The organism is Pseudomonas sp. B2021 (assembly GCF_018135665.1).
In the GTDB taxonomy this organism is placed as follows: domain Bacteria; phylum Pseudomonadota; class Gammaproteobacteria; order Pseudomonadales; family Pseudomonadaceae; genus Aquipseudomonas; species Aquipseudomonas lactis.
On the sequence record NZ_SMOF01000001.1, the window covers coordinates 617,018 to 639,903 of the forward strand.

The 22,886-nt window shown below is 61.5% G+C and carries 19 protein-coding genes; 8 read left to right on the forward strand and 11 right to left on the reverse strand.

Going from position 1 to position 22,886, the window contains the following annotated elements; translation table 11 throughout:
* Nucleotides 1-58: 58 nt before the first annotated feature.
* The 10 genes from E1K68_RS02795 to E1K68_RS02840 all read right to left on the reverse strand — a co-directional run bounded on the left by E1K68_RS02795 (nucleotide 59) and on the right by E1K68_RS02840 (nucleotide 12,948).
* Nucleotides 59-679 carry a TetR/AcrR family transcriptional regulator gene (locus tag E1K68_RS02795; protein WP_212613751.1) on the reverse strand — a complete coding sequence of 207 codons (621 nt, stop codon included), beginning with the start codon at nucleotides 677-679 and terminating at the stop codon, nucleotides 59-61.
* Nucleotides 680-707: 28 nt separating this feature from the next.
* Complete coding sequence (gene phaC, locus E1K68_RS02800) at nucleotides 708-2,390, reverse strand: class II poly(R)-hydroxyalkanoic acid synthase (protein WP_003187894.1); 1,683 nt, start codon at nucleotides 2,388-2,390, stop codon at nucleotides 708-710.
* Between the two features lie 90 nt (nucleotides 2,391-2,480).
* Nucleotides 2,481-3,326, reverse strand: coding sequence for a poly(3-hydroxyalkanoate) depolymerase (phaZ, locus tag E1K68_RS02805; protein ID WP_003187895.1), 846 nt, complete (start codon nucleotides 3,324-3,326; stop codon nucleotides 2,481-2,483).
* Nucleotides 3,327-3,491: 165 nt separating this feature from the next.
* Complete coding sequence (gene phaC / locus E1K68_RS02810) at nucleotides 3,492-5,171, reverse strand: class II poly(R)-hydroxyalkanoic acid synthase (RefSeq protein WP_034134705.1); 1,680 nt, start codon at nucleotides 5,169-5,171, stop codon at nucleotides 3,492-3,494.
* 249 nt (nucleotides 5,172-5,420) lie between these two features.
* The gene (locus E1K68_RS02815) at nucleotides 5,421-5,798 is read right to left on the reverse strand and encodes a DUF971 domain-containing protein (RefSeq protein ID WP_003187897.1); all 378 of its coding nucleotides are present in this window, start codon (nucleotides 5,796-5,798) and stop codon (nucleotides 5,421-5,423) included.
* Nucleotides 5,799-5,958: 160 nt separating this feature from the next.
* Entirely contained in the window at nucleotides 5,959-7,296 is a 1,338-nt protein-coding gene (hslU, locus tag E1K68_RS02820; RefSeq protein WP_094774367.1) for an ATP-dependent protease ATPase subunit HslU, read from the reverse strand.
* Between the two features lie 37 nt (nucleotides 7,297-7,333).
* Nucleotides 7,334-7,864, reverse strand: a complete 531-nt coding sequence (gene hslV, locus E1K68_RS02825; protein ID WP_003171209.1) for an ATP-dependent protease subunit HslV — start codon at nucleotides 7,862-7,864, stop codon at nucleotides 7,334-7,336.
* A gap of 220 nt (nucleotides 7,865-8,084) precedes the next feature.
* Entirely contained in the window at nucleotides 8,085-8,786 is a 702-nt protein-coding gene (locus E1K68_RS02830; protein WP_003187899.1) for an SPOR domain-containing protein, read from the reverse strand.
* A 1-nt stretch (nucleotide 8,787) separates the two neighbouring features.
* On the reverse strand, nucleotides 8,788-10,524 hold the full coding sequence (argS, locus tag E1K68_RS02835) for an arginine--tRNA ligase (protein ID WP_212613752.1): 1,737 nt from the start codon (nucleotides 10,522-10,524) through the stop codon (nucleotides 8,788-8,790).
* Nucleotides 10,525-10,728: 204 nt separating this feature from the next.
* Nucleotides 10,729-12,948: a primosomal protein N' gene (locus E1K68_RS02840; protein ID WP_212613753.1), complete on the reverse strand. Its 2,220-nt coding sequence runs from the start codon at nucleotides 12,946-12,948 to the stop codon at nucleotides 10,729-10,731.
* Nucleotides 12,949-13,305: 357 nt separating this feature from the next.
* Between E1K68_RS02840 and rpmE the strand changes: the two genes are divergently transcribed.
* The 3 genes from rpmE to E1K68_RS02855 all read left to right on the forward strand — a co-directional run bounded on the left by rpmE (nucleotide 13,306) and on the right by E1K68_RS02855 (nucleotide 15,808).
* On the forward strand, nucleotides 13,306-13,536 hold the full coding sequence (gene rpmE / locus E1K68_RS02845; RefSeq protein WP_003187904.1) for a 50S ribosomal protein L31: 231 nt from the start codon (nucleotides 13,306-13,308) through the stop codon (nucleotides 13,534-13,536).
* Nucleotides 13,537-13,550: 14 nt separating this feature from the next.
* Entirely contained in the window at nucleotides 13,551-14,357 is an 807-nt protein-coding gene (locus E1K68_RS02850) for a thermonuclease family protein (RefSeq protein ID WP_003187905.1), read from the forward strand.
* Between the two features lie 182 nt (nucleotides 14,358-14,539).
* Nucleotides 14,540-15,808, forward strand: a complete 1,269-nt coding sequence (locus tag E1K68_RS02855) for a malic enzyme-like NAD(P)-binding protein (protein WP_003187906.1) — start codon at nucleotides 14,540-14,542, stop codon at nucleotides 15,806-15,808.
* A gap of 213 nt (nucleotides 15,809-16,021) precedes the next feature.
* Here E1K68_RS02855 and E1K68_RS02860 read toward each other — a convergent pair whose 3' ends face one another.
* Complete coding sequence (locus E1K68_RS02860; RefSeq protein WP_003187907.1) at nucleotides 16,022-18,487, reverse strand: penicillin-binding protein 1A; 2,466 nt, start codon at nucleotides 18,485-18,487, stop codon at nucleotides 16,022-16,024.
* A 230-nt stretch (nucleotides 18,488-18,717) separates the two neighbouring features.
* Here E1K68_RS02860 and pilM point away from each other — a divergent pair, with 230 nt between their 5' ends.
* From pilM to aroK, 5 genes are all read left to right on the forward strand, one after another.
* Nucleotides 18,718-19,374, forward strand: coding sequence for a type IV pilus assembly protein PilM (gene pilM / locus E1K68_RS02865; RefSeq protein ID WP_032900974.1), 657 nt, complete (start codon nucleotides 18,718-18,720; stop codon nucleotides 19,372-19,374).
* The gene (locus E1K68_RS02870; protein WP_003187909.1) at nucleotides 19,371-19,922 is read left to right on the forward strand and encodes a PilN domain-containing protein; all 552 of its coding nucleotides are present in this window, start codon (nucleotides 19,371-19,373) and stop codon (nucleotides 19,920-19,922) included. The genes pilM and E1K68_RS02870 overlap by 4 nt, the downstream gene beginning before the upstream one ends.
* Nucleotides 19,919-20,890: a pilus assembly protein PilP gene (locus tag E1K68_RS02875; protein ID WP_212613754.1), complete on the forward strand. Its 972-nt coding sequence runs from the start codon at nucleotides 19,919-19,921 to the stop codon at nucleotides 20,888-20,890. Before E1K68_RS02870 ends, E1K68_RS02875 begins: the two co-directional genes overlap by 4 nt.
* Before the next feature lie 69 nt (nucleotides 20,891-20,959).
* The gene (locus E1K68_RS02880; RefSeq protein WP_212614870.1) at nucleotides 20,960-22,285 is read left to right on the forward strand and encodes a type IV pilus secretin PilQ family protein; all 1,326 of its coding nucleotides are present in this window, start codon (nucleotides 20,960-20,962) and stop codon (nucleotides 22,283-22,285) included.
* 4 nt (nucleotides 22,286-22,289) lie between these two features.
* Nucleotides 22,290-22,808, forward strand: coding sequence for a shikimate kinase AroK (gene aroK / locus E1K68_RS02885; RefSeq protein WP_003187914.1), 519 nt, complete (start codon nucleotides 22,290-22,292; stop codon nucleotides 22,806-22,808).
* Nucleotides 22,809-22,886 lie beyond the last annotated feature (78 nt).

Consider the following 22,886-nt stretch of genomic DNA (forward strand, 5'->3'; position numbering starts at 1 on the left):
ATTCAGGAAGCCCCCGTTATCGTTGACGTTTTTCGCGAGCAAGCTCGCTCCTACATGTTTAATCAACGTCATCCAGGTACTTCAAGGCGAACTTCTCGGTCGCCTGCCGCGCCGTCGGCAGCAGATGCGGCGCCACCAGCATCATGATCTGGTACACCACCACCCGCACTTCACCTTCACGGTCCAGAATCCGTTGGTAATCCAGGGAAAACAGCAACGTCAGGGTGATCTGCTCCACCAGTTGCCCCAACGCCTGGGTATCACTGACCAGTTGCCCAGCCGCCTTCAACCGCGCAAGCAATGACGCCAATGTGCGCTTGAGCGCCGTGAGCAAGTGACGGATCCCCTTGGCCAGCTTGGGCAAGCGCCCGGCCAGGTTCGACAGGTCCTGGAACAGGAAGCGGTAGTGGGCCATGCGCTCGACAATCAGGTGCAGGAACAGCCAGTAATCCTCGGCCTCCAGTTGCGCATCGGCGGGAGGGTCCAGCAGTGGCGCCAGCTCACACTGAAAACGCTCGAACAACCCGAGCACCAAGGGCTCCTTGCCGTGGAAGTGATAGTAGAGGTTGCCGGGGCTGATCCCCATTTCATTGGCCACCTCCATGGTCGATACGTTCGGTTCGCCCTTGTGGTTGAACAACTGCAGGGCACATTCAAGGATACGGTCGCGGGTCTTCATCCAGTCTTCTTAAAGTTGATCGCTGAGCTCAGCGCACCCGCACGTAAGTGCCCGGCGCCGCTTCCATCGGTGGGTAATTCTGGTTGCCCAGGGCGGTGAGAGTTTCGCGTTGTACACCGGAGCGTTTTTGCACCCACTCCAGCCACTGCGGCCACCAACTGCCCTCGACGTGCTGGGCGTCGTAATACCAGGCGCGCGGGTCGCTGCTCAGCTTGGGGTTCTCGACGTAGTTGGCCTTGGGGTTGCCCGGCGGGTTGAGGATGCTCTGGATATGCCCGCTGTTGGACAGCACAAAGCGCCGCTCGCCACCCAGCAGTTGCGTGGAGCGGTACACCGCATCCCACGGGGTGATGTGATCGTTGATCCCGGCCACGCTGAAGCTGTCCACCGCGACCTTGCGCAAGTCGATGGGCGTGCCGCACACCTCCAGCCCACCGGGATGGCTCAGGGGGTTGTGCTTGAAGAAGTCCAGCAGGTCGCCGTGCAAGGCGGCGGGCAGGCGGGTGTTGTCGTTGTTCCAGTACAGGATGTCGAATGCCGGCGGTTCCTTGCCCAGCAGGTAATTGTTGATCCAGTAATTCCAGATCAGGTCGTTTGGGCGCATCCAGGCAAACACCTTGGCCATGTCGCGACCATCCAGCACGCCTTGCTGGTAGGAGCGGCGCTTGGCGGCCTCCAGGGTTTGCTCATCGGCGAACAAGGTTGCGGGGCTGTCGATCTGGCTGTCCAGCAGGCTCACCAGGTAACTGGCGCTGGAGATGCGCCGCAACTGGCGCTTGGCTTGCAGGTGGCCTTGCAGCGCGGCGATGGTCAGGCCGCCAGCGCAGGCGCCCATCAGGTTGACCTCGCGGGCGCCGGTGATGGCCCGGCACACGTTGAGCGCTTCCTCCAGCGCCGCCACGTAGGTGGACAGGCCCCATTCGCGATGCCGCACGTCCGGGTTACGCCAGCTGACCATAAAGGTCTGCAGGCCGTTTTTGAGCGCGTATTGCACAAAGCTGTTGGCCGGGCTCAGGTCGAAGATGTAGTACTTGTTGATTTGCGGCGGCACCACCAGCAGTGGCTTGGCGTACTGTTTTTCGCTCATGGGCTTGTATTGGATCAGCTCCAGCAGCTCATTGCGAAACACCACCGAACCGGGCGTGGTCGCCACGGTCTTGCCCACTTCGAAAGCGTGCTTGCTGACCTGGCGCGGCAAACCGTTGTTGTGCAGCAGGTCTTCGAACAAATTACTCACGCCACGCACTACGCTGTTGCCGCCGGAGTTGAGCAACTCCTTGATCGCCAGCGGGTTGAGCAGGGTGTTGGAAGGGGACACGGCATCGTTGAGCAGGGCGAAGGCGAACTGCGCGCGGGCGCGATCATCGTCACTGAGGGCGCTGTCATCGATCCACTGCCGTGTCTGTTTTTGCCAGCTCAGATAGGCTTGCAAGCTGCGGCGGTACAGCGGGTTGAGCTTCCAGGTGGGGTCGCTGAAGCGATGGTCCCTGGGGTTGGGTTCGTGCACGGTCTCACCCAGCAGCACGCGGCCCAGTTGGCCGCTCAGGGCCAGGGCGTGGCGGGCGGTGTGCACCGGGTTGCGCAGGCCATGCGCGGCCACGGTACGCAGGGTCGACAGCAAGTCCCGGCCACGCAGGCCGGTGATCGCATTTTGTGCGTTGATGAACGTAGCGGGGGTGGGCGCCGGGTTCGTCACGGGTCTTTCTCGCATGAGCCAACACTCCTTCGTCAAGACATCAAGCAGGCACGCCAATCCAGAACCATAGTCGGTTCCTGGCAAGTTGCGCGGTGGTGTGTTCCTTCACACCGCCGGTCGCGGATGTATCACGGCGCGCAGGCGCTCCTCTTCGAGAAACTTCATGATGATCGGCGCCACGGCTTCGGCCCGGGTGATCAGGAACAGGTGGCCGTCATCGATGATGTGCAACTGTGCATTGGGGATGCGCCAGGCGAGCAGGCGCATGTTGACCAGCGGGATCAGCGGGTCATCGTCGCCGGCCAGCACCAGGGTGGGCTGGCGGATCTTGTGCAGCCAGTGAATGCTGGTCCAGCCCAACCCGGCAAACAACTGCCAGTAGTAACCCAGCTTGCCGGCCGAGCGCACTTTGCTGGCGTGTTCGGCGGCCAGTTTGGAATCACGGCGGAACGAGCCGCCATAAATCATCGGCGCAATGCGCACCACATGGGACGGTTGGATATAACGCCTGGGGCTTGCCATCAGCCACAAGACTTTCGGTTTGCCCGGCACCATGAAGGCACCGGCTGCGGTGGCTGCCAGGATCAATTTCTTGCAGCGCTCGGGGTAGTCATAGGCGAACTGCTGGGCCAGCGCGCCGCCCCAGGACACGCCCACGGCGTTCACTTGGCCGTAGTCCAGGTAGTCGAGCATGCGTGCGGTGAGCTTGGCCAGGCCGGGGAAACGGTAGGGCCGGTTCGGCGTCGAGGAACCGCCCACGCCGGGCACGTCGAAGGCGATCACTTCCAGGTCCGGGTCCAGGGCCTGGACGAACGGAAACACCAGCTCAAGGTTGGCGCCGATGCCGTTGAAGATCAGCAGGGGCGTCAAGTGCGGCTTGCCCGGACGCACCGCCGTGCGGATGGTCTGGCCATCCAGGTCGATGGTACGGAAGATGAACGGTTGCGGCATGCTCAAGCCCTGTGAAGTGGTGCTATTGGTCTGTAGGAACTCGGTCAGTGTGGGAGCTGGCTTGCCTGCGATGGCATTCTTTCAGGCCGCGATTAGTGAGCAGGCCCATTGCTATCGCAGGCAAGCCAGCTCCCACATCTGATCTCATTTCAATCACAAGAATGCCTAGCGTTCATGTACATAGGTACCCGGCGCCGCTTCGGCGGCGGCATAGGTTTTATTGCCTAATGTCGTCGGGGCTTTTTTCAGTTTCCCCGCCCGTTCCGCCTGCCACACCTGCCAATGCAGCCACCACGAATCGGTGTGCTTGGTCGCATCTTCCTGCCACTCCAGCGCACTGCCGGCCAAGCCCTCGCTGGTCTGGTAACGCGCCTTGGGGTTGCCCGGCGGGTTGAGGATGCTCTGGATATGCCCACTGCTGGACAGCACAAACTCGACCTTGCCACCGAACAACTGCGCTGACTTGTAGCAGGACTGCCACGGCGTGATGTGGTCGTTGGTGCCGGCCAGGGAATAGATATCGGCGGTGACCTGCTTGAGGTCGATAGGCGTGCCGCACACTTCCAGAGCGTTGGGGCGTACCAGTGGGTTGTTTTTGAACAGTTCGATCAGGTCGCCATGGAACGCCGCCGGCAAGCGGGTGGTGTCGTTGTTCCAGAACAGGATGTCGAATACCGGCGGCTCGTTGCCCAGCAGGTAGTTGTTGACCCAATAGTTCCAGATCAGGTCGTTGGGGCGCATCCAGGCAAAGACCTTGGCCATGTCACGGCCTTCCAGCACGCCGGCCTGGTAAGAGTGGCGCTTGGCCGCTTCCAACGTCTGTTCATCCACAAACAGCGCCACCTGGGTGTCCAAGGTGGTATCCAGCACGCTCACCAGCAGGGTCAGGGCGTTGACCTTCTTCTGCCCCAGCGCCGCGTAGTGGCCCAACAGCGCGGTGCAGGTGATGCCGCCGGAGCAGGCGCCGAGCATATTCACGTCTTTGCTGCCGGTAATCTCCGTGACCACCTCGACCGCTTCCTTCAGCGCCTCGATATAGGTGGACAGCCCCCATTCGCGCTGTGCCTTGGTGGGGTTGCGCCAACTGACGATAAAGGTCTGCTGGCCATTGCGCAGGCAGAAGCGCGCCAGGCTTTTATCCGGGCACAGGTCGAAGACGTAGAACTTGTTGATCTGCGGCGGCACCACCAGCAGCGGGCGTTCGTGTACCTGTTCGGTAATGGGCTTGTACTGGATCAGCTCCAGCACATCGTTGCGAAACACCACCGCGCCTTCGCTGGTGCCCAGGGTCTTGCCGACTTCGAAGGCGCCCATGTTGACCTGGCTGGGCATGCCGCCGTTATGCACCATGTCCTTGGCCAGGTGGGACAGGCCGTCGAGCAGGCTTTTACCGCCGGTTTCAAAGAAGCGTTTGACCGCCGCCGGGTTGGCCGCGCTGTTGGTGGGGGCCATGGCTTCGGTCATCAGGTTGATCACGAAGTGGCCGCGGCTGATGTCTTGTGCCGACAGGTTGCTGTCGTCGATCCAGTCGTGAAGTTCCTTGCGCCACGCCAGGTAAGTCTGCAAATAACGTTTGTAGAGCGGGTTCTGGCTCCAGGCCGGGTCGTTGAAGCGACGGTCGTCGCCCTCGGGCACCAGTGCGGATTTTCCGAACATCACATTCTTCAATTCAACGCCAAAGTGGGCGACGTGCTTGACGCTGTGCAACGGTTGCTTGATGGCTTGGGTCAGCACCATCTTGGCCGAGGCCAATAAGTCCTTTTTGCGTAACGCGATGATCGGGTTCAACCCCAGGGTGTTTTCCGAGGCCTGGCGTTTCAAGTCATCGTTATTCTTGTTACTCATCTACGACGCTCCATTGTCCGAAAGACGAGTACCGGCGATTGCTGCGCACCCAATTTCGATACACGACACCAGCCTGGTACTGCGACTCGGGTGACCGTTGATACCGCATCGTCAAATGCAGGGAACTTGCCAGCTCCATTGGTTACCCGAGTTTATTTTTTTTCGCAAGCGGGCCAATCGTTGGCCACGCGACAGGGCATTCAAGCAGATGAAATTAGAAAATGCGCTCTAAACAGCAAGACCCTTGGGCTAGAGCATCAGCCGCACGACCGACTCACTCGGATCGCGGGTTTTTCCAGCGGCTTTGAGCTCGGCCAGGTAGTCGGCCCACAAAGCCTCCTGACGTACGGCCAATTGATAGAGGTAGTCCCAGGTGAACAGTCCGCTGTCATGACCGTCGTCGAAGGTCAATTTCAGTGCGTACTGGCCGGCCGGTTCCAGCTTGATCAACCGGACGTTGAGCTTGCCGAATTGCAGGATGGGTTTGCCGTGGCCCTGGACCTCGGCGGAAGGTGAGTGCACCCGCAGGAATTCGGCGGGCAACTGGTAGGTTTCATCCGGCCCGTAGGTCAGGCCGAGGGTGTTGGAGGTTTTGTGCAGGTTTACTGCGGTAGGAAATTTCGACATTGGAGATAACCCTGTAGGAACCGGCTCAAAATGTGAGAGGGACCAATGTGGGAGCTGGGCTTGCCCGCGATGCAGGCACCTCGGTGTTTCAGGAACACTGAGGTGATGCTATCGCAGGCAAGCCAGCTCCCACACAAGCCACTCTCACATTGAGTGAGGCTTACAGGATATAACGAGACAAGTCTTCGTTCTGCGCCAATTCGCCCAAGTGGCTGTTCACATACTCGGCATCGATCTTGATCGCTTCGCCATTCTGCGCACCGGCCATGTCGCCGGCGCTGAAGGACACTTCCTCCAGCAGGCGCTCAAGCAAGGTATGCAGGCGACGGGCACCGATGTTCTCGGTCTTCTCGTTGACCTGCCAGGCGATCTCCGCCAGGCGCTTGATCCCGTCTGCCTGGAATTCGATACCCAGCCCTTCGGTTTTCAGCAACTCGCGGTACTGCTCGGTGAGCGAGGCATGCGGCTCGCTGAGGATGCGCTCGAAGTCGCCCGGCGTCAGCGCCTTGAGCTCCACCCGAATCGGCAAACGGCCTTGCAGCTCGGGCACCAGGTCGCTGGGCTTGCTCAGGTGGAAAGCACCGGAGGCGATAAACAGGATGTGGTCAGTCTTGACCATGCCCAGCTTGGTGTTGACCGTGCAGCCCTCGATCAGCGGCAGCAAATCGCGCTGCACGCCTTCGCGGGACACATCCACGCCGCCGGAGTTGCCGCGCTTGGCCACTTTGTCGATCTCGTCGATAAACACGATGCCATGTTGCTCGACCGCTTCCAGGGCCTTGGCCTTGAGTTCTTCCTCATTGACCAGGCGCCCGGCTTCTTCGTCGCGCACCAGCTTGAGCGCCTCTTTCACCTTGAGCTTGCGGCTTTTCTTCTTGCCCTTGCCCATGTTGGCGAACAGGTTCTGCAGCTGGCTGGTCATTTCTTCCATGCCAGGCGGGGCAGAAATATCCACGCCGGACACTTCAGCCACTTCGATCTCGATTTCCTTGTCATCCAGCTGGCCTTCACGCAGGCGCTTGCGGAACAGCTGGCGAGTGTTGGAATCGGTAGCCGGTGCGGCGTCTTCGTTGAAACCCATGCGTGCCGGTGGCAAAAGGGCGTCGAGGATGCGCTCTTCAGCGGCGTCTTCGGCGCGGTGGCTGACCTTGGTTACTTCCTGTTCGCGCAGCATCTTCAGGGCGGCGTCAGCCAGGTCACGAATGATCGACTCGACATCGCGGCCCACATAGCCGACTTCGGTGAACTTGGTCGCTTCGACCTTGATGAACGGTGCATTGGCCAGTTTGGCCAGGCGCCGGGCGATCTCGGTTTTACCCACGCCGGTGGGGCCGATCATCAGGATGTTCTTGGGCGTTACTTCAACGCGCAGTTCTTCCGGCAGTTGCATCCGGCGCCAGCGGTTACGCAGCGCAATGGCAACGGCGCGCTTGGCATCGTCCTGGCCGATGATATGGCGATTGAGTTCATGGACGATTTCGCGGGGAGTCATGGACATAGTGTTTGGCGGCCTCAAGCCTGAATAAGCCCAGGGCTTACTCGGCGAGGTCCTGCTCCTCAATGGTCTGGTTGTGGTTGGTGAACACGCAGATATCGCCAGCGATACCCAGGGCGGTCTCGACGATTTCACGGGCCGACAGGTCGGTTTTCTTCAACAGCGCGCTGGCCGCAGCCTGGGCGTAGCCGCCGCCGGAACCCATGGCGATCAGGCCATGCTCGGGTTCAACCACGTCGCCGTTGCCAGTGATGATCAGGGAAGCGTCTTTGTTCGCAACCGCGAGCATGGCCTCCAGGCGGCTGAGGGAGCGGTCGGTGCGCCATTCTTTGGCTAGTTCCACAGCGGCGCGCACCAGGTGACCCTGGTGTTTCTCAAGCTGGCCTTCGAAACGCTCGAACAGGGTAAAGGCGTCGGCGGTTGCGCCTGCGAAGCCGGCAAGCACCTGGCCGTGGTACAGGCGGCGCACTTTCTTGGCGTTGCCTTTCATCACGGTGTTGCCCAGGGAAACCTGGCCGTCGCCGCCCATGACAACTTTGCCGTGGCGACGTACTGAAACGATGGTGGTCAAGGGGAGAGTCTCCACGCAGCGGGGCGAAAATGCCCTGATGGAAACTCATATGGGGGTGGCGAGGGGGATTTCAACCGTAGGAAGGCAGGGCGGACGAGTGGTGATCGTTCCCACGCTCCGCGTGGTAATGCCGCCTTGGGCGCTCTGCGCCTGCTCTGTGACGCAAAGCGTCAAGGGGCACGTTCCCACGCGGAGCGTGGGAACGATCAGTGGGTATGCGTCAGCGGCTCTGGCGTTGTTGTAACAACAGGTTGCTAAACCCTGCGCCGGCCAATTGCTTTTGCGCCACGGTCAGCTGTTCACGGTTGCTGAACGGCCCCACCAATACGCGATACCAGGTCGCGTCCTTCACCGTGCCAGACTCCACCGATACCGACTGGCCCAACAGAATGATCTGTGCGCGTACACGGTCCGCATCCGCCTGTTTCGGGAACGAACCCGCTTGCAGGAAGAACTTGGTCACCGGCGCAGCCTTGGTGGCTGCCACGGGCGGTGCTGGCGGCGGCGTGATGCCGGCCAGCGCGGCCTGGGCGCGCGCGGTGTCGATTTTCGCCGCTTCTGCTGGGGTTACCGGCGTGGTCGGCACCTGTGGCGTCGGCAGGGTTTTTTCCGGCACGGCGTCAGGCGGCACGATCACTTCCGACTCCGGCAGCAGCGTGTAGAAGTCGTACTTGGGCTTTACCGGTGCAGTCGGGCTCGGCGCGGTCTTGTTGGCTTCGGCGATTTTCGTGGCCTTTTGCTGCTCCTGTTTGACGCGCTTGACGTCATCGCCCTGGCCGGGCTCCAGCTTCATCAGAAACACGATAAATGCGCCGACCGTAAGGCCGATGGCCATCCACAGCCAACCCGGAATCGGTTGCTTCGCCGGGGCCTGGTAGCGGCTGGCGCCGCGCTTGGGTGCAGGTTTTTTCTTGGCAGCCAACTTACATACGCTCCAGAGTTTCCAGGCCCAAGAGTTCCAGGCCTTGCTTGAGGGTGCGTCCAGCCAATGCGGCAAGGCGCAGGCGACTTTGTTTCTGGGCTTCGTCGTCGGCGGTCAGGATCGGGCAGTTCTCGTAGAAACTGGAGAACAGGCCGGCCACTTCGTACAAATAGGTGCACAGGATGTGCGGCGTGCCTTTTTCGCCAACGCTGTTGAGCACTTCGCCAAATTGCGCGAGCTTGGCCGCCAGTTCCTGTTCATGGGCGGCGTCCAGCGCGATCTGGCCTTGGACTTCGCTGAAGTCCTTGCCCAGTTTGCGGAATACCCCGGCCACGCGGGTGTAGGCGTACAGCAGGTACGGTGCGGTGTTGCCTTCGAAATTGAGCATCAGGTCGAAGTTGAAGCTGTAGTCGCTGGTGCGGTGCTTGGACAGGTCGGCGTATTTCACCGCGCCAATGCCCACCACGCGGGCAATGTTGCGCAGGTCGGCCTCGGCCAGCTCCGGGTTCTTTTCCTTCACCAGGTTGTAGGCACGCTCCTGGGCTTCGGTCAGCAGGTCGATCAGCTTCACGGTGCCGCCGTCGCGGGTCTTGAAGGGGCGGCCATCGGCGCCGTTCATGGTGCCAAAGCCCATGTGCTCCATGTGCATCGGGTGGGTGACGAAACCAGCGCGGCGCGCCACTTCGAACACCTGCTGGAAGTGCAGGGCCTGGCGCTGGTCGACGAAGTACAGCGCACGGTCAGCCTTGAGCACGCCACTGCGGTAACGCACGGCGGCCAGGTCAGTGGTGGCGTAGAGGTAGCCGCCATCGGCCTTGACGATGATCACCGGCAGCGGCTCGCCGTCGGCGGTCTTGAATTCTTCGAGGAACACGCACTGGGCGCCGTTGCTCTCGACCAGCAGGCCCTTGGCCTTGAGGTCGTTGACCACGTTGATCAGGTCGTCGTTATAGGCGCTTTCGCCCATCACGTCGGCCATGGTCAGTTTCACGTTGAGCAGCTCGTAGATTTCCTGGCAGTGGGACAGGGAAATTTCACGGAAGCGGTTCCACAGCGCCAGGCACTCTTCGTCGCCGGCTTGCAGCTTGACCACCAGGCCCCGGGCGCGGTCGGCAAACTCTTCAGACTCGTCGAACCGCTTTTTGGCGGCACGGTAGAAGTTTTCCAGGTCGGCCAGTTCGTTGCTGGTGATCGGGTTTTCTTGCAGGTAGGCCATCAGCATGCCGAACTGGGTACCCCAGTCGCCCACGTGGTTCTGGCGGATCACGGTGTCGCCGAGAAACTCCAGCACCCGTGCCACGCCGTCGCCAATGATGGTGGAGCGCAGGTGGCCCACGTGCATTTCCTTGGCCAGGTTCGGCGCCGAAAGGTCAATGACCACGCGCTGGCTGTCGCCGGCCTTGCGAGCACCGATGCGGGCATCGGCCAGGGCGGCATCCAGGCGCAACGCCAGGGCCTGGGTGTTCTGGAAGAAGTTGATAAAACCAGGGCCGGCGATTTCGGCCTTGGTGACACTGGCGTCAGCCGGCAGGGCTGCGATGATTTTTTCGGCCAGGTCGCGCTGTTTCATGCCGGCGGGCTTGGACAGCATCATCGCGATGTTGCTGGCGAAGTCGCCATGGGTCTTGTCGCGGGTGTTCTCCACCTGGATCGCCGGCGACAGGCCTTCAGGCAACACACCTTCGTTGACGAGTTGGGTGAGGGCTTGTTGGATCAGCTGGCGAATGGTGTCTTTCATGGTGTTCTCTTTCGACCGCAAGCGGCGGCGCGCGATGCGCAGGTGGAAAAACTGGGCATTATCCGTGGCGAGGGCGGGCTTGCCAACCGTTCAGACTATATGGCGGACCTGCGGGCCTCTTCGCGGGCAAGCCCGCTCCCACATTTAAGGGTATTCACATTTCATAATGTGGGAGCTGGCTTGCCTGCGATGACGTAATTACCCTCAATACAAATCTACCGGGTCTACATCCAACGACCATCGCACCTGCCGGCCGCTGGGCAGTTGCTCCAGCTCAAGCATCCAGCGATTTAATAGCCGATGCAGCGGCGCGCGCGAGGTTGCCTGCAAGAGTAGCTGAGCGCGATAACGTCCGGCGCGCCGCTCCATGGGCGCTGGCACCGGGCCGAGTAATTCGATGCCGCTGAGGGCCAACTCGCCCAATAAACGTTCGGCGGCGCTACAGGCTTCATCAAGAAAGCCTTCAGCCTGACCGGGCTTGTGGGCCTCGGCACGCAGCAGCGCCAGGTGCGCAAAGGGCGGCAGGCCAGCGGCGCGGCGTTCGCTCAAGGCCTGTTCGGCGAAGGCAAAGTAGCCCTGTTCCGTCAGTTGAATCAGCAGCGGGTGGTCGGCCAGGTGCGTCTGGATAATCACCCGGCCTGGCTCTTCGGCCCGCCCGGCGCGCCCCGCCACCTGCACGATCAACTGCGCCATGCGTTCGCTGGCGCGAAAATCGCCGGAGAACAGCCCGCCATCGGCATTCAGGATCGACACGAGGGTCACCCGTGGGAAGTGATGCCCTTTGGCAAGCATCTGCGTGCCCACCAGGATGCACGGTTGGCCCTTGTGGATGGTGGTGAACAGTTGGTTCATGGCGTCTTTGCGCGACGTGCTGTCGCGGTCGACCCGCAGCACCGGGTAATCCGGGAACAGAATGCCCAGGCGTTCTTCGGCGCGCTCGGTGCCGGCGCCCACGGGCCGCAGGTCCACCTTGCCGCACTGCGGGCAATGGCGCGGTACCCGTTCCACATGGCCGCAGTGATGGCAGCGCAACTCGCCGTGGCGCTGGTGCACGGTCATGCGCGCATCGCAGCGCTCGCACCCAGACATCCAGCCGCAGTCATGGCACAGCAGCGTTGGGGCAAAGCCGCGGCGGTTGAGAAACACCAATACCTGCTGGCCGGCGGCGAGGGTCTGGCCGATCGCCTGTTGCATCGGGCCGGAAATCCCGCTGTCCAGCGGGCGGCTTTTCACGTCCAGGCGCAGGAAGCGCGGTTGTTTGGCGCCACCGGCGCGCTCGTTCAAGCGCAGCAGCCCGTAACGGCCGGTGTAGGCGTTATGCAGGCTTTCCAGGGAAGGCGTTGCCGAGCCCAGCACAATCGGGATGTCTTCCTGGCGGGCGCGCACCAGCGCGAGGTCGCGGGCGTGGTAGCGCAAACCTTCCTGCTGTTTATAGGAGCCATCGTGCTCCTCGTCGACGATGATCAGCCCGGGGTTTTTCATCGGCGTGAACAGTGCTGAACGCGTGCCGATAATAATGTCGGCCTCGCCGTCCCGCGCTGCCAGCCACGACTCCAGGCGTTCACGGTCATTGACTGCCGAGTGCACCAGGGCGATACGGGCATTGAAGCGCTGTTCGAAACGCGCCACGGTCTGCGGGCCCAGGTTGATCTCCGGGATCAGCACCAGTGCCTGCTTGCCGGCCTGCAGGGTCTCGCGGATCAGTTGCAAATAGACTTCGGTCTTGCCACTGCCGGTGACGCCGGCCAGCAGGAACGCGTGGAAACTGTCGAAACCGGCGCGAATCGCCTCATACGCGGCGCGTTGCTCGGGGTTGAGCGGCAACTCCGGCTGGGCCAGCCAATGTTCGTGGCGCGGGTCCGGGGCGTGCTTGCGGATTTCCACCTGCACCAGGCCTTTGGCCAGCAGCAGGTCGAGGCTGTCTTTGCTCAGCATCAGCTTGCTTAATAGCTGGTGGGCCACGCCGTGGGGATGCTGCGCCAAGGTGGCCAGGGCCTCACGCTGGCGCGGGGCGCGAGCGATGCGCGGGTCGTCGAGGCGGGCGCCGGGCACCATCGACCAGAAACGCTCCTGGCGCGCTTCGGCCAGTTCGCCCTGGCGCAGCAGCACAGGCAGCGCCCAGCTCAAGGTATCGCCCAGGCTGTGTTGGTAATACTGCGCGGTCCACAGGCACAGCTTGAACAGTGCGGGCGGCAGCGGCGGCGTGGCGTCGAGCAAGGCAATCGCCGGCTTGAGCTTTTCGGCAGGCACTTCGCTGTGGTCGGTGACTTCCACCAGAATACCGATCAGTTCCCTGCGCCCGAACGGCACGCGCACGCGCATGCCCGGCTGCAACTGCGCACGCGACACGCCGGGCGGGGCCCGGTAATCGAACAGGCGGCGCAGGGGCGAGGGCAGGGCTAGGCGCAAAATGGCGTCGGGCACGCGAGGAGTCTCATCTATATAGGCAAGCGGTGGCGCAGGGGCGCGAGCCTAGCAGACCGGGGGTGTCACGTCTCCAGTACTGGGATCGGATCTCCAGGACGGCTCAGCCTTCTGTGGGAGCTGGCTTGCCTGCGAAAGCGCTGGTGCAGTAACAAATGCAGTGACTGACACACCGCCTTCGCGGGCAAGCCCGGCTCCCACATTGACGGCGCAGTGCCAGGAATTTCTGATGAAAGGGAGTTTTCGGCCATTACCGTCGCTTGCGCGATTAAAAAGGTCTGGTAGAATCCGCGGCCTAATTACGTGCGGTATTCGACAATAGTGTCGAGTGGCGGCACGCTAGCCTGAGGAAGTGCCATGAAAGCCGATATCCATCCAGCGTACGAAACCATCGTAGTTACCTGCAGCTGCGGCAACAAGTTCGAAACTCGTTCGAACCTGTGCAAGCCACTGGGTACTGACGTATGCAACGAGTGCCACCCGTTCTACACCGGTAAGCAGAAAACTCTGGACACCGGCGGCCGCGTACAGCGCTTCGCAGATCGCTTTGGTGCTTTCGGCAAGAAGCCTGCTACTCCAGCAGAGTAAGGTTCAAGAGCCTTATGGGCTTTTACCCGCTGTTGAAAAAGGCGTCCCTTGTGGGCGCCTTTTTTGTGCCTGGGATTTGGTTGGCGACCGCCCAGGCCCAAGCATTCTGCCCCGCCCCGGCGGCCATCGCCCGGGTCGAGGTGCAGCGTGTGGTGGATGGCGACACGGTGCGGCTCAAGGATGGTCGCAGCGTACGCATGATCGGCCTCAACGCGCCGGAAACCGGCAAGAAGGGTCGCCCTGACGAGCCATTTGCCGTCGCCGCGCGCCAGCGCCTGCAGGCATTGGTCAAGGCCAGTGATGGGCGCGTCGGCCTGGTGCCGGGGCGCGAAGGCAAAGACCATTACGGGCGCACCCTGGCTCACCTCTACGGCGCCAATGGCGAGAACCTGGAGGCGCAACTGCTGGCCGAGGGCTTGGGGTACCAAGTGGGCGTCGCGCCGAATGTCGACCTGGTTGCCTGCCAGCAGGCGGCCGAAAACAGCGCTCGCCAGGCACGGCTCGGCCTGTGGCGCCAATCGCCGGTGCAAAGCGTGGCCAATCTCAAGCGCTCCGGGTTTGCCCTGGTGGCTGGTCGGGTCAGCAAGGTTGAGCGCAATCGCGGCGGAATCTGGATTGAACTGCAGGGTTCACTGGTATTACGCATTGCGCCCGAGTTGATCAGCCAATTCGATACGGCCATGCTCAATGGTCTGCAAGGCCGCACCCTGGAGGCGCGTGGCTGGGTGCAGGATCGCGCCCGCCGTGGCAGCCTGAAAAAAGGCCAAGCACGCTGGCTGTTGCCAATAACCGACCCTGGCATGCTGAAATCGGCGCTTTGAATAAAAAATTGTAGACATTTTTTATTTCGATTGTGAACAGTTGAGCCCTTGTATCCCGTGGCTCTTGGCCAAAAGTCGTAGCCCAGGGCCCTTGACACCTGTGACTGCCCAGTCTTGTAGGGACTTTACGACACGCGTATCCTCGGCGGTCCGTCGACCAACAGTAAAAGCGGAATGCCGATATGTCTGATTTGAAAACTGCCGCTCTCGAATACCATGCCAATCCTCGTCCAGGAAAGCTGAGTGTAGAGCTCACCAAAGCCACTGCCACAGCCCGCGACCTGTCGCTGGCCTACAGCCCTGGTGTTGCCGAACCCGTACGTGAAATCGCCCGTGACCCAGAGCTGGCGTACAAGTACACCGGCAAAGGCAACCTGGTTGCAGTGATTTCCGATGGCACCGCGATTCTTGGCCTGGGTAACCTCGGCCCATTGGCTTCCAAGCCAGTCATGGAAGGTAAGGGCGTGCTGTTCAAGCGCTTTGCCGGCATCGACGTTTTCGACATCGAAGTCGATTCCGAAAGCCCGCAGGCGTTCATCGACACCGTCAAGCGCATTTCCATCACGTTCGGTGGCATCAACCTGGAAGACATCAAGGCACCTGAGTGCTTCGAGATTGAAAAGGCCCTGATCGAGCAGTGCGACATTCCGGTATTCCACGATGACCAGCACGGCACCGCGATCGTTACCGCAGCCGGCATGATCAACGCCCTGGAAATCGCTGGCAAAACCCTGGGCGAGGCGAAAATCGTCTGCCTGGGCGCCGGTGCCGCAGCCATTTCCTGCATGAAGCTGATCATCAGCATGGGCGCCAAGCTGGAAAACATCTACATGGTCGACAGCAAGGGCGTGATCCAGTCCGAGCGTACCGACCTGAACCAGTACAAGGCGATGTTCGCCCACCCGTCCTCCAAGCGCACCCTGGCTGACGCCCTCGACGGTGCCGACGTGTTCGTTGGCCTGTCCGGCCCGAACCTGCTGAGCGCTGAAGGCCTCAAATCCATGGCGCCGAACCCTATCGTGTTCGCCTGCTCCAACCCGGATCCGGAAATCGCTCCTGAGCTGGCCCACGCCACCCGCAGCGACGTGATCATGGCCACCGGCCGTTCGGACTACCCGAACCAGGTCAACAACGTATTGGGCTTCCCGTTCATCTTCCGTGGTGCCCTGGACGTTCGCGCCAAGCGCATCAACGAAGAAATGAAAGTGGCTGCTGCCAACGCCCTGCGTGAGCTGGCCAAGCTGCCGGTACCTCAGGACGTGTGCGACGCCTACGGTGGCGCCAAGCTGGAATTCGGTCGTGAGTACATCATTCCCAAACCAATGGACAAGCGCCTGATCACCCTGATCTCCGATGCCGTGGCCAAGGCCGCTATCGAGACCGGTGTGGCCACCCTGCCGTATCCGAAGAACTACCCGCTGCAAAGCGTGGATGATGTGTTCAACGGCTAAGCTGTTGTAGCGCACCCACAAAAAAGCCCCGGCTGAGTGATCAGTCGGGGCTTTTTTGTGGGTAGCGAGCGCCTATGGCTGATCGTTCCCACGCTCCGCGTGGGAATGCCCACCTGGACGCTCCGCGTCGGCTTTTAAGGTCGTGACGCAGAGCGTCACAGGATGCATTCCCACGCGGAGCGTGGGAACGATCGGCCGATCAGCGTGATCAGGTCAGAACAAATCGATCGGCGCGCCTTCATCCGCCGGCAGCGGGCTGCCCGGCACCACACCGTTGCCCAGTTCGTTGACCGACGGCGGCGTGTCTTCACTCTTGAACAGCTCGAAGTACGCATTCGGTGTGCTTGGGGAGGCCGCGCGGCCACTGATGGGGTCGATGCGCAGGCTAAGGATGCCTTCCGGTTCCGGCTGGGTGTGCAGCGGCTTGTCCTTGAGGGCTGCGCCCATGTAGCTCATCCAGATCGGCAGGGCGACAGTGCCACCGAATTCGCGGCGGCCCAGGCTTTCCGGTTGGTCATAGCCGGTCCACACGGTGGTCACGTAGTCGCCGTTGTAACCGGAGAACCAGGCGTCCTTGGATTCGTTGGTAGTACCGGTCTTGCCGGCGATATCCGCACGGCCCAGGGCCAGTGCGCGGCGGCCGGTGCCCTTCTTGATCACGTCTTGCAGGATGCTGTTGAGGATATAAGTGGTACGGCCATCCACGATGCGCTCGGCAACTGCTGGCGCTTGCGGTTCAGCGGGTGCGCCGGCGTTTGCGGCCGCTGGCGTGCCTGGCGTCGGCTCGATGGTGATACCGCCGTTGCTCGGTGCTGCGAGCCCGTCGGTGGCGGCCACGCCATTGACCACATCGCCGGGTACCCGTGGTGGGTTGGCGGTGAACAGGGTGTCGCCATTGCGGCTTTCGATCTTATCGATCAGGTACGGCGCGATCTTGTAGCCGCCGTTGGCAAAGGTGCTCCAGCCGGTGGCGATTTCCATTGGCGTGAGGGTTGCGGTACCCAGGGCCAGGGACAGGTTCGGCGGCAGGTCAGACTTGGCGAAGCCAAAGCGCGTCATGTAGTCGATGGTCTTGCCTACGCCCATCGCCTGCAGCAGGCGGATCGACACCAGGTTGCGCGACTTGTACAGCGCCTCGCGGATGCGGATCGGGCCGAGGAAGGTGTTGGTGTCGTTCTTCGGGCGCCAGACCTTGTCCAGGTATTCATCGACAAACACGATTGGTGCGTCGTTGACCAGGCTGGCGGCGGTGTAGCCGTTGTCCAGCGCGGCACTGTAGACAAACGGCTTGAAGCTGGAGCCTGGCTGGCGCTTGGCCTGGGTGGCGCGGTTGTAGTTGCTCTGCTCGAAGGCAAAACCGCCGACCAGCGCGCGGATTGCACCGTTCTGCGGGTCCAGGGACACCAGGGCGCCCTGGGCGAGCGGCACCTGGCTGAATTTGAGGCTGTCATCCTTCTGGCGTTGCACGCGGATCAAATCGCCCACCTGGGCCACGTCGGAGGGCTGCTTGGGCATCGGGCCCATGCTGTTGGTGTTCAGGAACGGGCGTGCCCACTTCATGCTGTCCCAGGCTACATGGGCTTCGCCAGAGCGGGTCAGCACTTGGATGCCGTCTTTCGATACCTGGGTAACGATGGCCGGGTCCAGGCCGCTGATCGAACGCTGTTTGCCCAATTCGGTGGTCCAGGCACTCAGGGTCTTGCCCGGCAGGCGCGACTCGGGGCCGCGGTAGCCGTGACGCTGGTCATAAGTGATCAGGCCTTCATGTACCGAATGGTTGGCGATTTCCTGCAAATTGCTCGGCACCGTCGTGGTCACGCGGAAACCTTCGGTGTAGGCCTCGCTGCCATAACGGCCGACCATCTCGGCGCGGGCCATTTCAGCGATATAGGGTGCATTCACTTCCGGCGTCGGCACGTGATAGCTGGCATTCAGCGGTTCGGCCACGGCGCTTTCATAAGCGGCCTGGTCGATCTTGCCCAGCTTGTACATGCGGCCCAGGATCCAGTCGCGGCGTTCTTTACTGCGCGCCGGGTTGGCCAGCGGGTTGAAGCGCGACGGCGCCTTGGGCAGGCCAGCAATCATTGCCATTTGCGCCAGGCTGGCGTCACGAATTGACTTGCCGTAGTAGACCTGCGACGCGGCCTCAATGCCGTAGGCGCGGTTGCCCAGGTAAATCTTGTTGACGTACAGCTCGAGGATTTCATCCTTGGTCAGCTGGCGTTCGATCTGCAGCGCCAGCAGGATTTCGGTGGCCTTGCGGGAAAAGCTGCGCTCGCTGGTAAGGAAGAAGTTCTTCGCCACCTGCATGGTGATGGTGCTGCCGCCGGATTGAATGTGTCCGCTTTTTACCAATTGCGTGGCTGCGCGCACCAGGCTGCTGGGATCTACGCCGTAGTGGTTGGCGAAATTATCGTCTTCGGCGGACAGCAATGCGCTGATGAAATTGGGCGGAATGTCGGCAAAACGGATCGGTGTGCGGCGCATTTCGCCGAACTCCGCGATCAGTTTTTCATCGCTGCTGTAGACCCGCAAAGGAATCTGCAACTGGATACTTCTGAGGGCCTCTACGGAGGGCAAACCCGGACTAAGGTAGAGGTAGGCCCCGCTGAATACGAGCATCAGCCCGCAGACGATGGCGACAATGGAGTACCCGAAAAACTTCAGCAGACGAATCAAGGCTTTTGGATTTCCAGAGAAAAGAAAGAGTTACGCGTCGGGGCATGCATGGCAAACGATGGATCGACCCGGGCAGCAGATAAAAAGCGGGAAAAAACGCTGGGCATTAAAGCATTTTTCGGCTTGGGGCGTCATTCGCGAGCCTTGAACAAGCCGACCGAATGCAAGGTGCCTGGCAGCAATCAGGCGAGATGACAGCCGGTATGACAGGGAAAGTTTTGGGGAGTTTTATGGGAAAGGGATATTTCAGGCGAAAAGTCGACACGGTGTTGGGGGTCGATATCAATGACAGCGGTATCAAGTTGATCGAACTGGGCCGTTCATCCGGCGGTTTCAGCGTCCAGGGCTACGTCACGCAAGTTTTGCCGCCCCACGCGGTGGTCGATGGCACCCTGCTGGACCTTGAAACCGTGGGGCGGGTGCTGCAACAGGCGCGGTCGAGATTGGGGTCCTCGGCCCGATACGCTGCCGTGGCGGTTGCAGGCCCGTCGGTGATTACCCGGCTGATTGACATGGACGCCGGCCTCAGCGACGAGGAAATGGCCTGGAAGGTCCAGATGGAAGCCGACCAGTTCATCCCTTATCCATTGGATGAAGTGGCCATCGACTTTCAGGTTCAAGGGCCATCGGCTCAAGGCCCGCAGTGGGTAGAGGTGATGCTGGCGGCGTGCCTGCGCGAGCAGGTCGAAGCGCGCGAGGCGGTTTTGGCCCTGGCGGGGCTGGTGCCGCGAGTGGTCGATGTAGAAGGGTTTGCATTGCAGCGCGCTTGCCTTCAGGATTTTGCCAGCTTCACGCCGGGTCATAGAGTCGATGGTGCACAATGGGCCTTGGATGCCCAAGGGATGGGAGTGGCTTGCGGGCTGGCCCTGAGGAGTTTCGCTGGATGACACGAATCAATCTTTTGCCTTGGCGCCAGGCCCTGGCGCAGCGCAGGCGCAAATACCTGTTGGTGCTATTGCTGGCGTTTGCCTGCGTGGCGCTCGCGGCATTGTGGTTGGCTGATCAAGTGATCGACCAGGCGATAGACCGGCAGGTAAGCCGCAACAGCCGCCTGGAAGAGCACATCGCCACCCAGGACTCGCGCATCAAGACCATCGACGATCTTCAGGAGCGAAGCCAGCAACTGGCCGAACGCATGAAGGTGGTGCAGGACCTGCATGATGCCCGCTCTTCCGGGGCTCGATTGTTCGAGCAATTGGCTCGTGCGGTGCCTGAAGGTGTCCATCTGCATGAGGTGGTCGCAAACGGCGACACCATCAGCATTCGCGGCACAGCTGAAAGCAACCAGGATATCGCCCGTTTGATGCAGCAGCTCAAGCCAGCCCAGGGCTCCAGTTCGACCCGCCTGCAGCGCGTGCAGGCCGAAGGTGCGCGCGGTGAAAGTGAATTCCAGCTGATGGTGCGCCAGGGGGAATCCAGCGAGGCGCAACCATGAGCCTGCCCAGGCTCGATTTTTCCATGCTCTCTGACAACGCTGCTAAATGGTCCCTGCCGGGCAAGGTGCTGCTCGGCTGTGCGCTGGCCGGCGTGGTGCTGGCGATAGGTGAAGTTTCGCATGGGGGGCCGCAGCGGGAGCGATTGCACGGGCTTGAGGCGCGGGAGCAGGCGCTGCAGCAGCAACTCACAGAAAAGACCGGCTTGGCCGCCAGCCTTGAACTGCGCACCCAGCAGGTGCGGAGCATGGAAGACAATGTTGCCAGCCTTCTCGGGCAATTGCCCGGCGAGCCCGAGGTGCCAGCCATGCTGGAAGACCTCGCCCGGCTGGCGGCTGCCCATGGGGTGTGGGTTGAAGGCATCAGTGTGCTGGATGAAATACCTCGGCAGCTTTATATCGAACAACCCATGCAGATAAGCGCCTCCGGGGCTTACCACGACCTGGCGACGTTTGTCGGTGCCTTGGGTGGGTTGCCTCGGGTAGTTACCGTGCAGGACGTTACGCTTGGGCATCAGGGCGCCTTGCTGCGTCTGAACATGCTCGCCAAGACCTATCGTGGCACCCTGCAAAACGGCAAGGCCCGTCAGGTACTCGATCCCGGGCCGCCATTTGGCTACGCCCCGTCGTCCCTGCGCGACCCGTTCAAGCCGCCTGCCTTGCAAGTAGTCCATGTGCCTGGCCGGCCCGCTCTTGCACCGGATTTCACCCGGCCACGGGGGCTGTTGGAGGGTATGCGCCTGGAACAGTTCGAAATGGTCGGCACGCTGTCCAGGGGTATGCAGGCTTTCGCCTTGCTGCGCGCTGGAGCCAGGGTGTATCGACTGGCGGTGGGTGATTACCTGGGGCCGGATCATGGCCAGGTCACGGCCATCCAGGACGCGGCTGTCGAGCTGGTGGAGCTGTTTCCCGATGGACAGGGCGCTTGGTTGCAACGCCCGCGAACCCTTGTGCTGAACGTCAACTCATAACGGAATCAAACAATGAAAAGGACCTTCTCGTCCTTCGGTGTGGCGCTATGGATAGCGTTCACGGCACCGATGGCTGCTGCTGTGCCCAATCGCCTGGACCTGATCCAACTGCCGCCGCCCGACAGTGCCTCGTCGGTCAGCTATACAGGCGCCAAACTGACTCTGAACTTCCAGGAAATCGACCTGCGCGCGGTATTGCAGCAAATCGCCGATGTCGCCGGGCTCAACCTGGTGACCAGTGATGAGGTGCAGGGCTCGATCACTCTGCGGCTCAAGGATGTGCCCTGGGACCAAGCGCTGGACCTGGTGCTGCAAACCAAGGGCTTGGACAAGCGGGTCAAGGCGGGCGTGTTGCTGGTGGCGCCCGCCGATGAATTGGCCGCTCGCGAGCTGTTGATGCTGGAGTCGCGCAAGCAGATGGCCGAACTGGCGCCCTTGCGGCGGGAGCTGCTGCAGGTCAATTACGCCAAGGCCGCCGACCTGGCCAAGCTGTTTCAGTCGGTGACCGGCTTTGAGGGCGCCACCGATGAGCGCGGTTCGGTGGCGGTGGATGACCGCACCAACAACATCATTGCCTACCAGACTGGCGAGCGGCTCGAAGAGCTGCGGCGCATCGTGGCGCAGTTGGATATCCCGGTACGCCAGGTCATGATCGAGGCGCGAATTGTGGAGGCCAATGTCGACTACGACAAAAGCCTGGGTGTGCGCTGGGGTGGGCGGCTCACACGCGGCCACGGCGGCATTGGGGGTATTGCCAAGCCGCAGGAAGACGGCGCCGAGCCGCCGCAAAACCCGCCCAGTTCACCCTTTGTCGACTTGGGGGCGCTGGCCGGAACCTCGGGCCTGGGGATCGCCTATATCACCGACAACCTGTTGCTGGACCTTGAGCTGACTGCCATGGAAAAAACCGGCAACGGTGAGATCGTCTCGCAGCCCAAGGTCGTCACCTCCGACAAAGAGACTGCACGCATCCTCAAGGGCACCGAGATTCCTTACCAGGAATCCACCTCCCAGGGCGCCACCTCGGTGTCGTTCAAAGAGGCTTCGCTGTCGCTTGAAGTCACGCCGCAAATCACCCCCGACGACCATGTGATCATGGCGGTCAAGGTCACCAAGGATGAGCCCGACTACCTGAACCGCCTCAATGACGTGCCGCCGATCAAGAAAAACGAGGTCAACGCCAAGGTTCTGGTCAGGGATGGCGAGACCATCGTCATTGGCGGGGTTTTCTCCAATACCCAAAGCAAAGTGGTAGATAAAGTGCCATTTTTGGGCGATGTGCCGTATCTTGGCCGCCTTTTCCGGCGCGATGTGCTGGCGGAGAAAAAATCCGAGCTGCTGGTATTCCTGACTCCGCGTATCATGAATAACCAGGCGATTGCTGTGAGTCGTTGATTCTGTGCGAAATTTGATTCTTGTAGGGCCGATGGGGGCTGGAAAAAGCACCATCGGCCGTTTGCTGGCCAAAGAGCTGCGCCTGCCATTCAAAGATTCCGACAAGGAAATTGAATTGCGCACGGGTGCCAATATCCCATGGATCTTCGATAAAGAAGGCGAGCTGGGCTTTCGTGACCGCGAGCAGGCGATGATTGCCGAGCTGTGCGGCTGCGATGGCGTGGTATTGGCGACCGGCGGTGGCGCTGTCATGCGCGATGAAAACCGTCGGGCGCTGCATGCCGGTGGTCGGGTGGTGTATTTGCACGCGTCCGTCGAGCAGCAGGTGGGCCGTACCGCCCGTGATCGCAATCGCCCGTTGCTGCGCACCGCCGACCCGGCCAAAACCCTGCGGGACCTGCTGGCGCTGCGCGATCCGCTGTATCGGGAAATCGCCGATCTGGTGGTAGAAACCGATGAGCGGCCACCTCGGATGGTCGTACTCGACATCCTTGAGCGCCTGCAACGGTTGCCACCCCGTTAAAGCCTGGCCCGAAATGCGCTATTCTCGGCGGCGCGCCATCACCTTGTAAGGTATGGCGTAGAGCCACCAAGCGGTGTC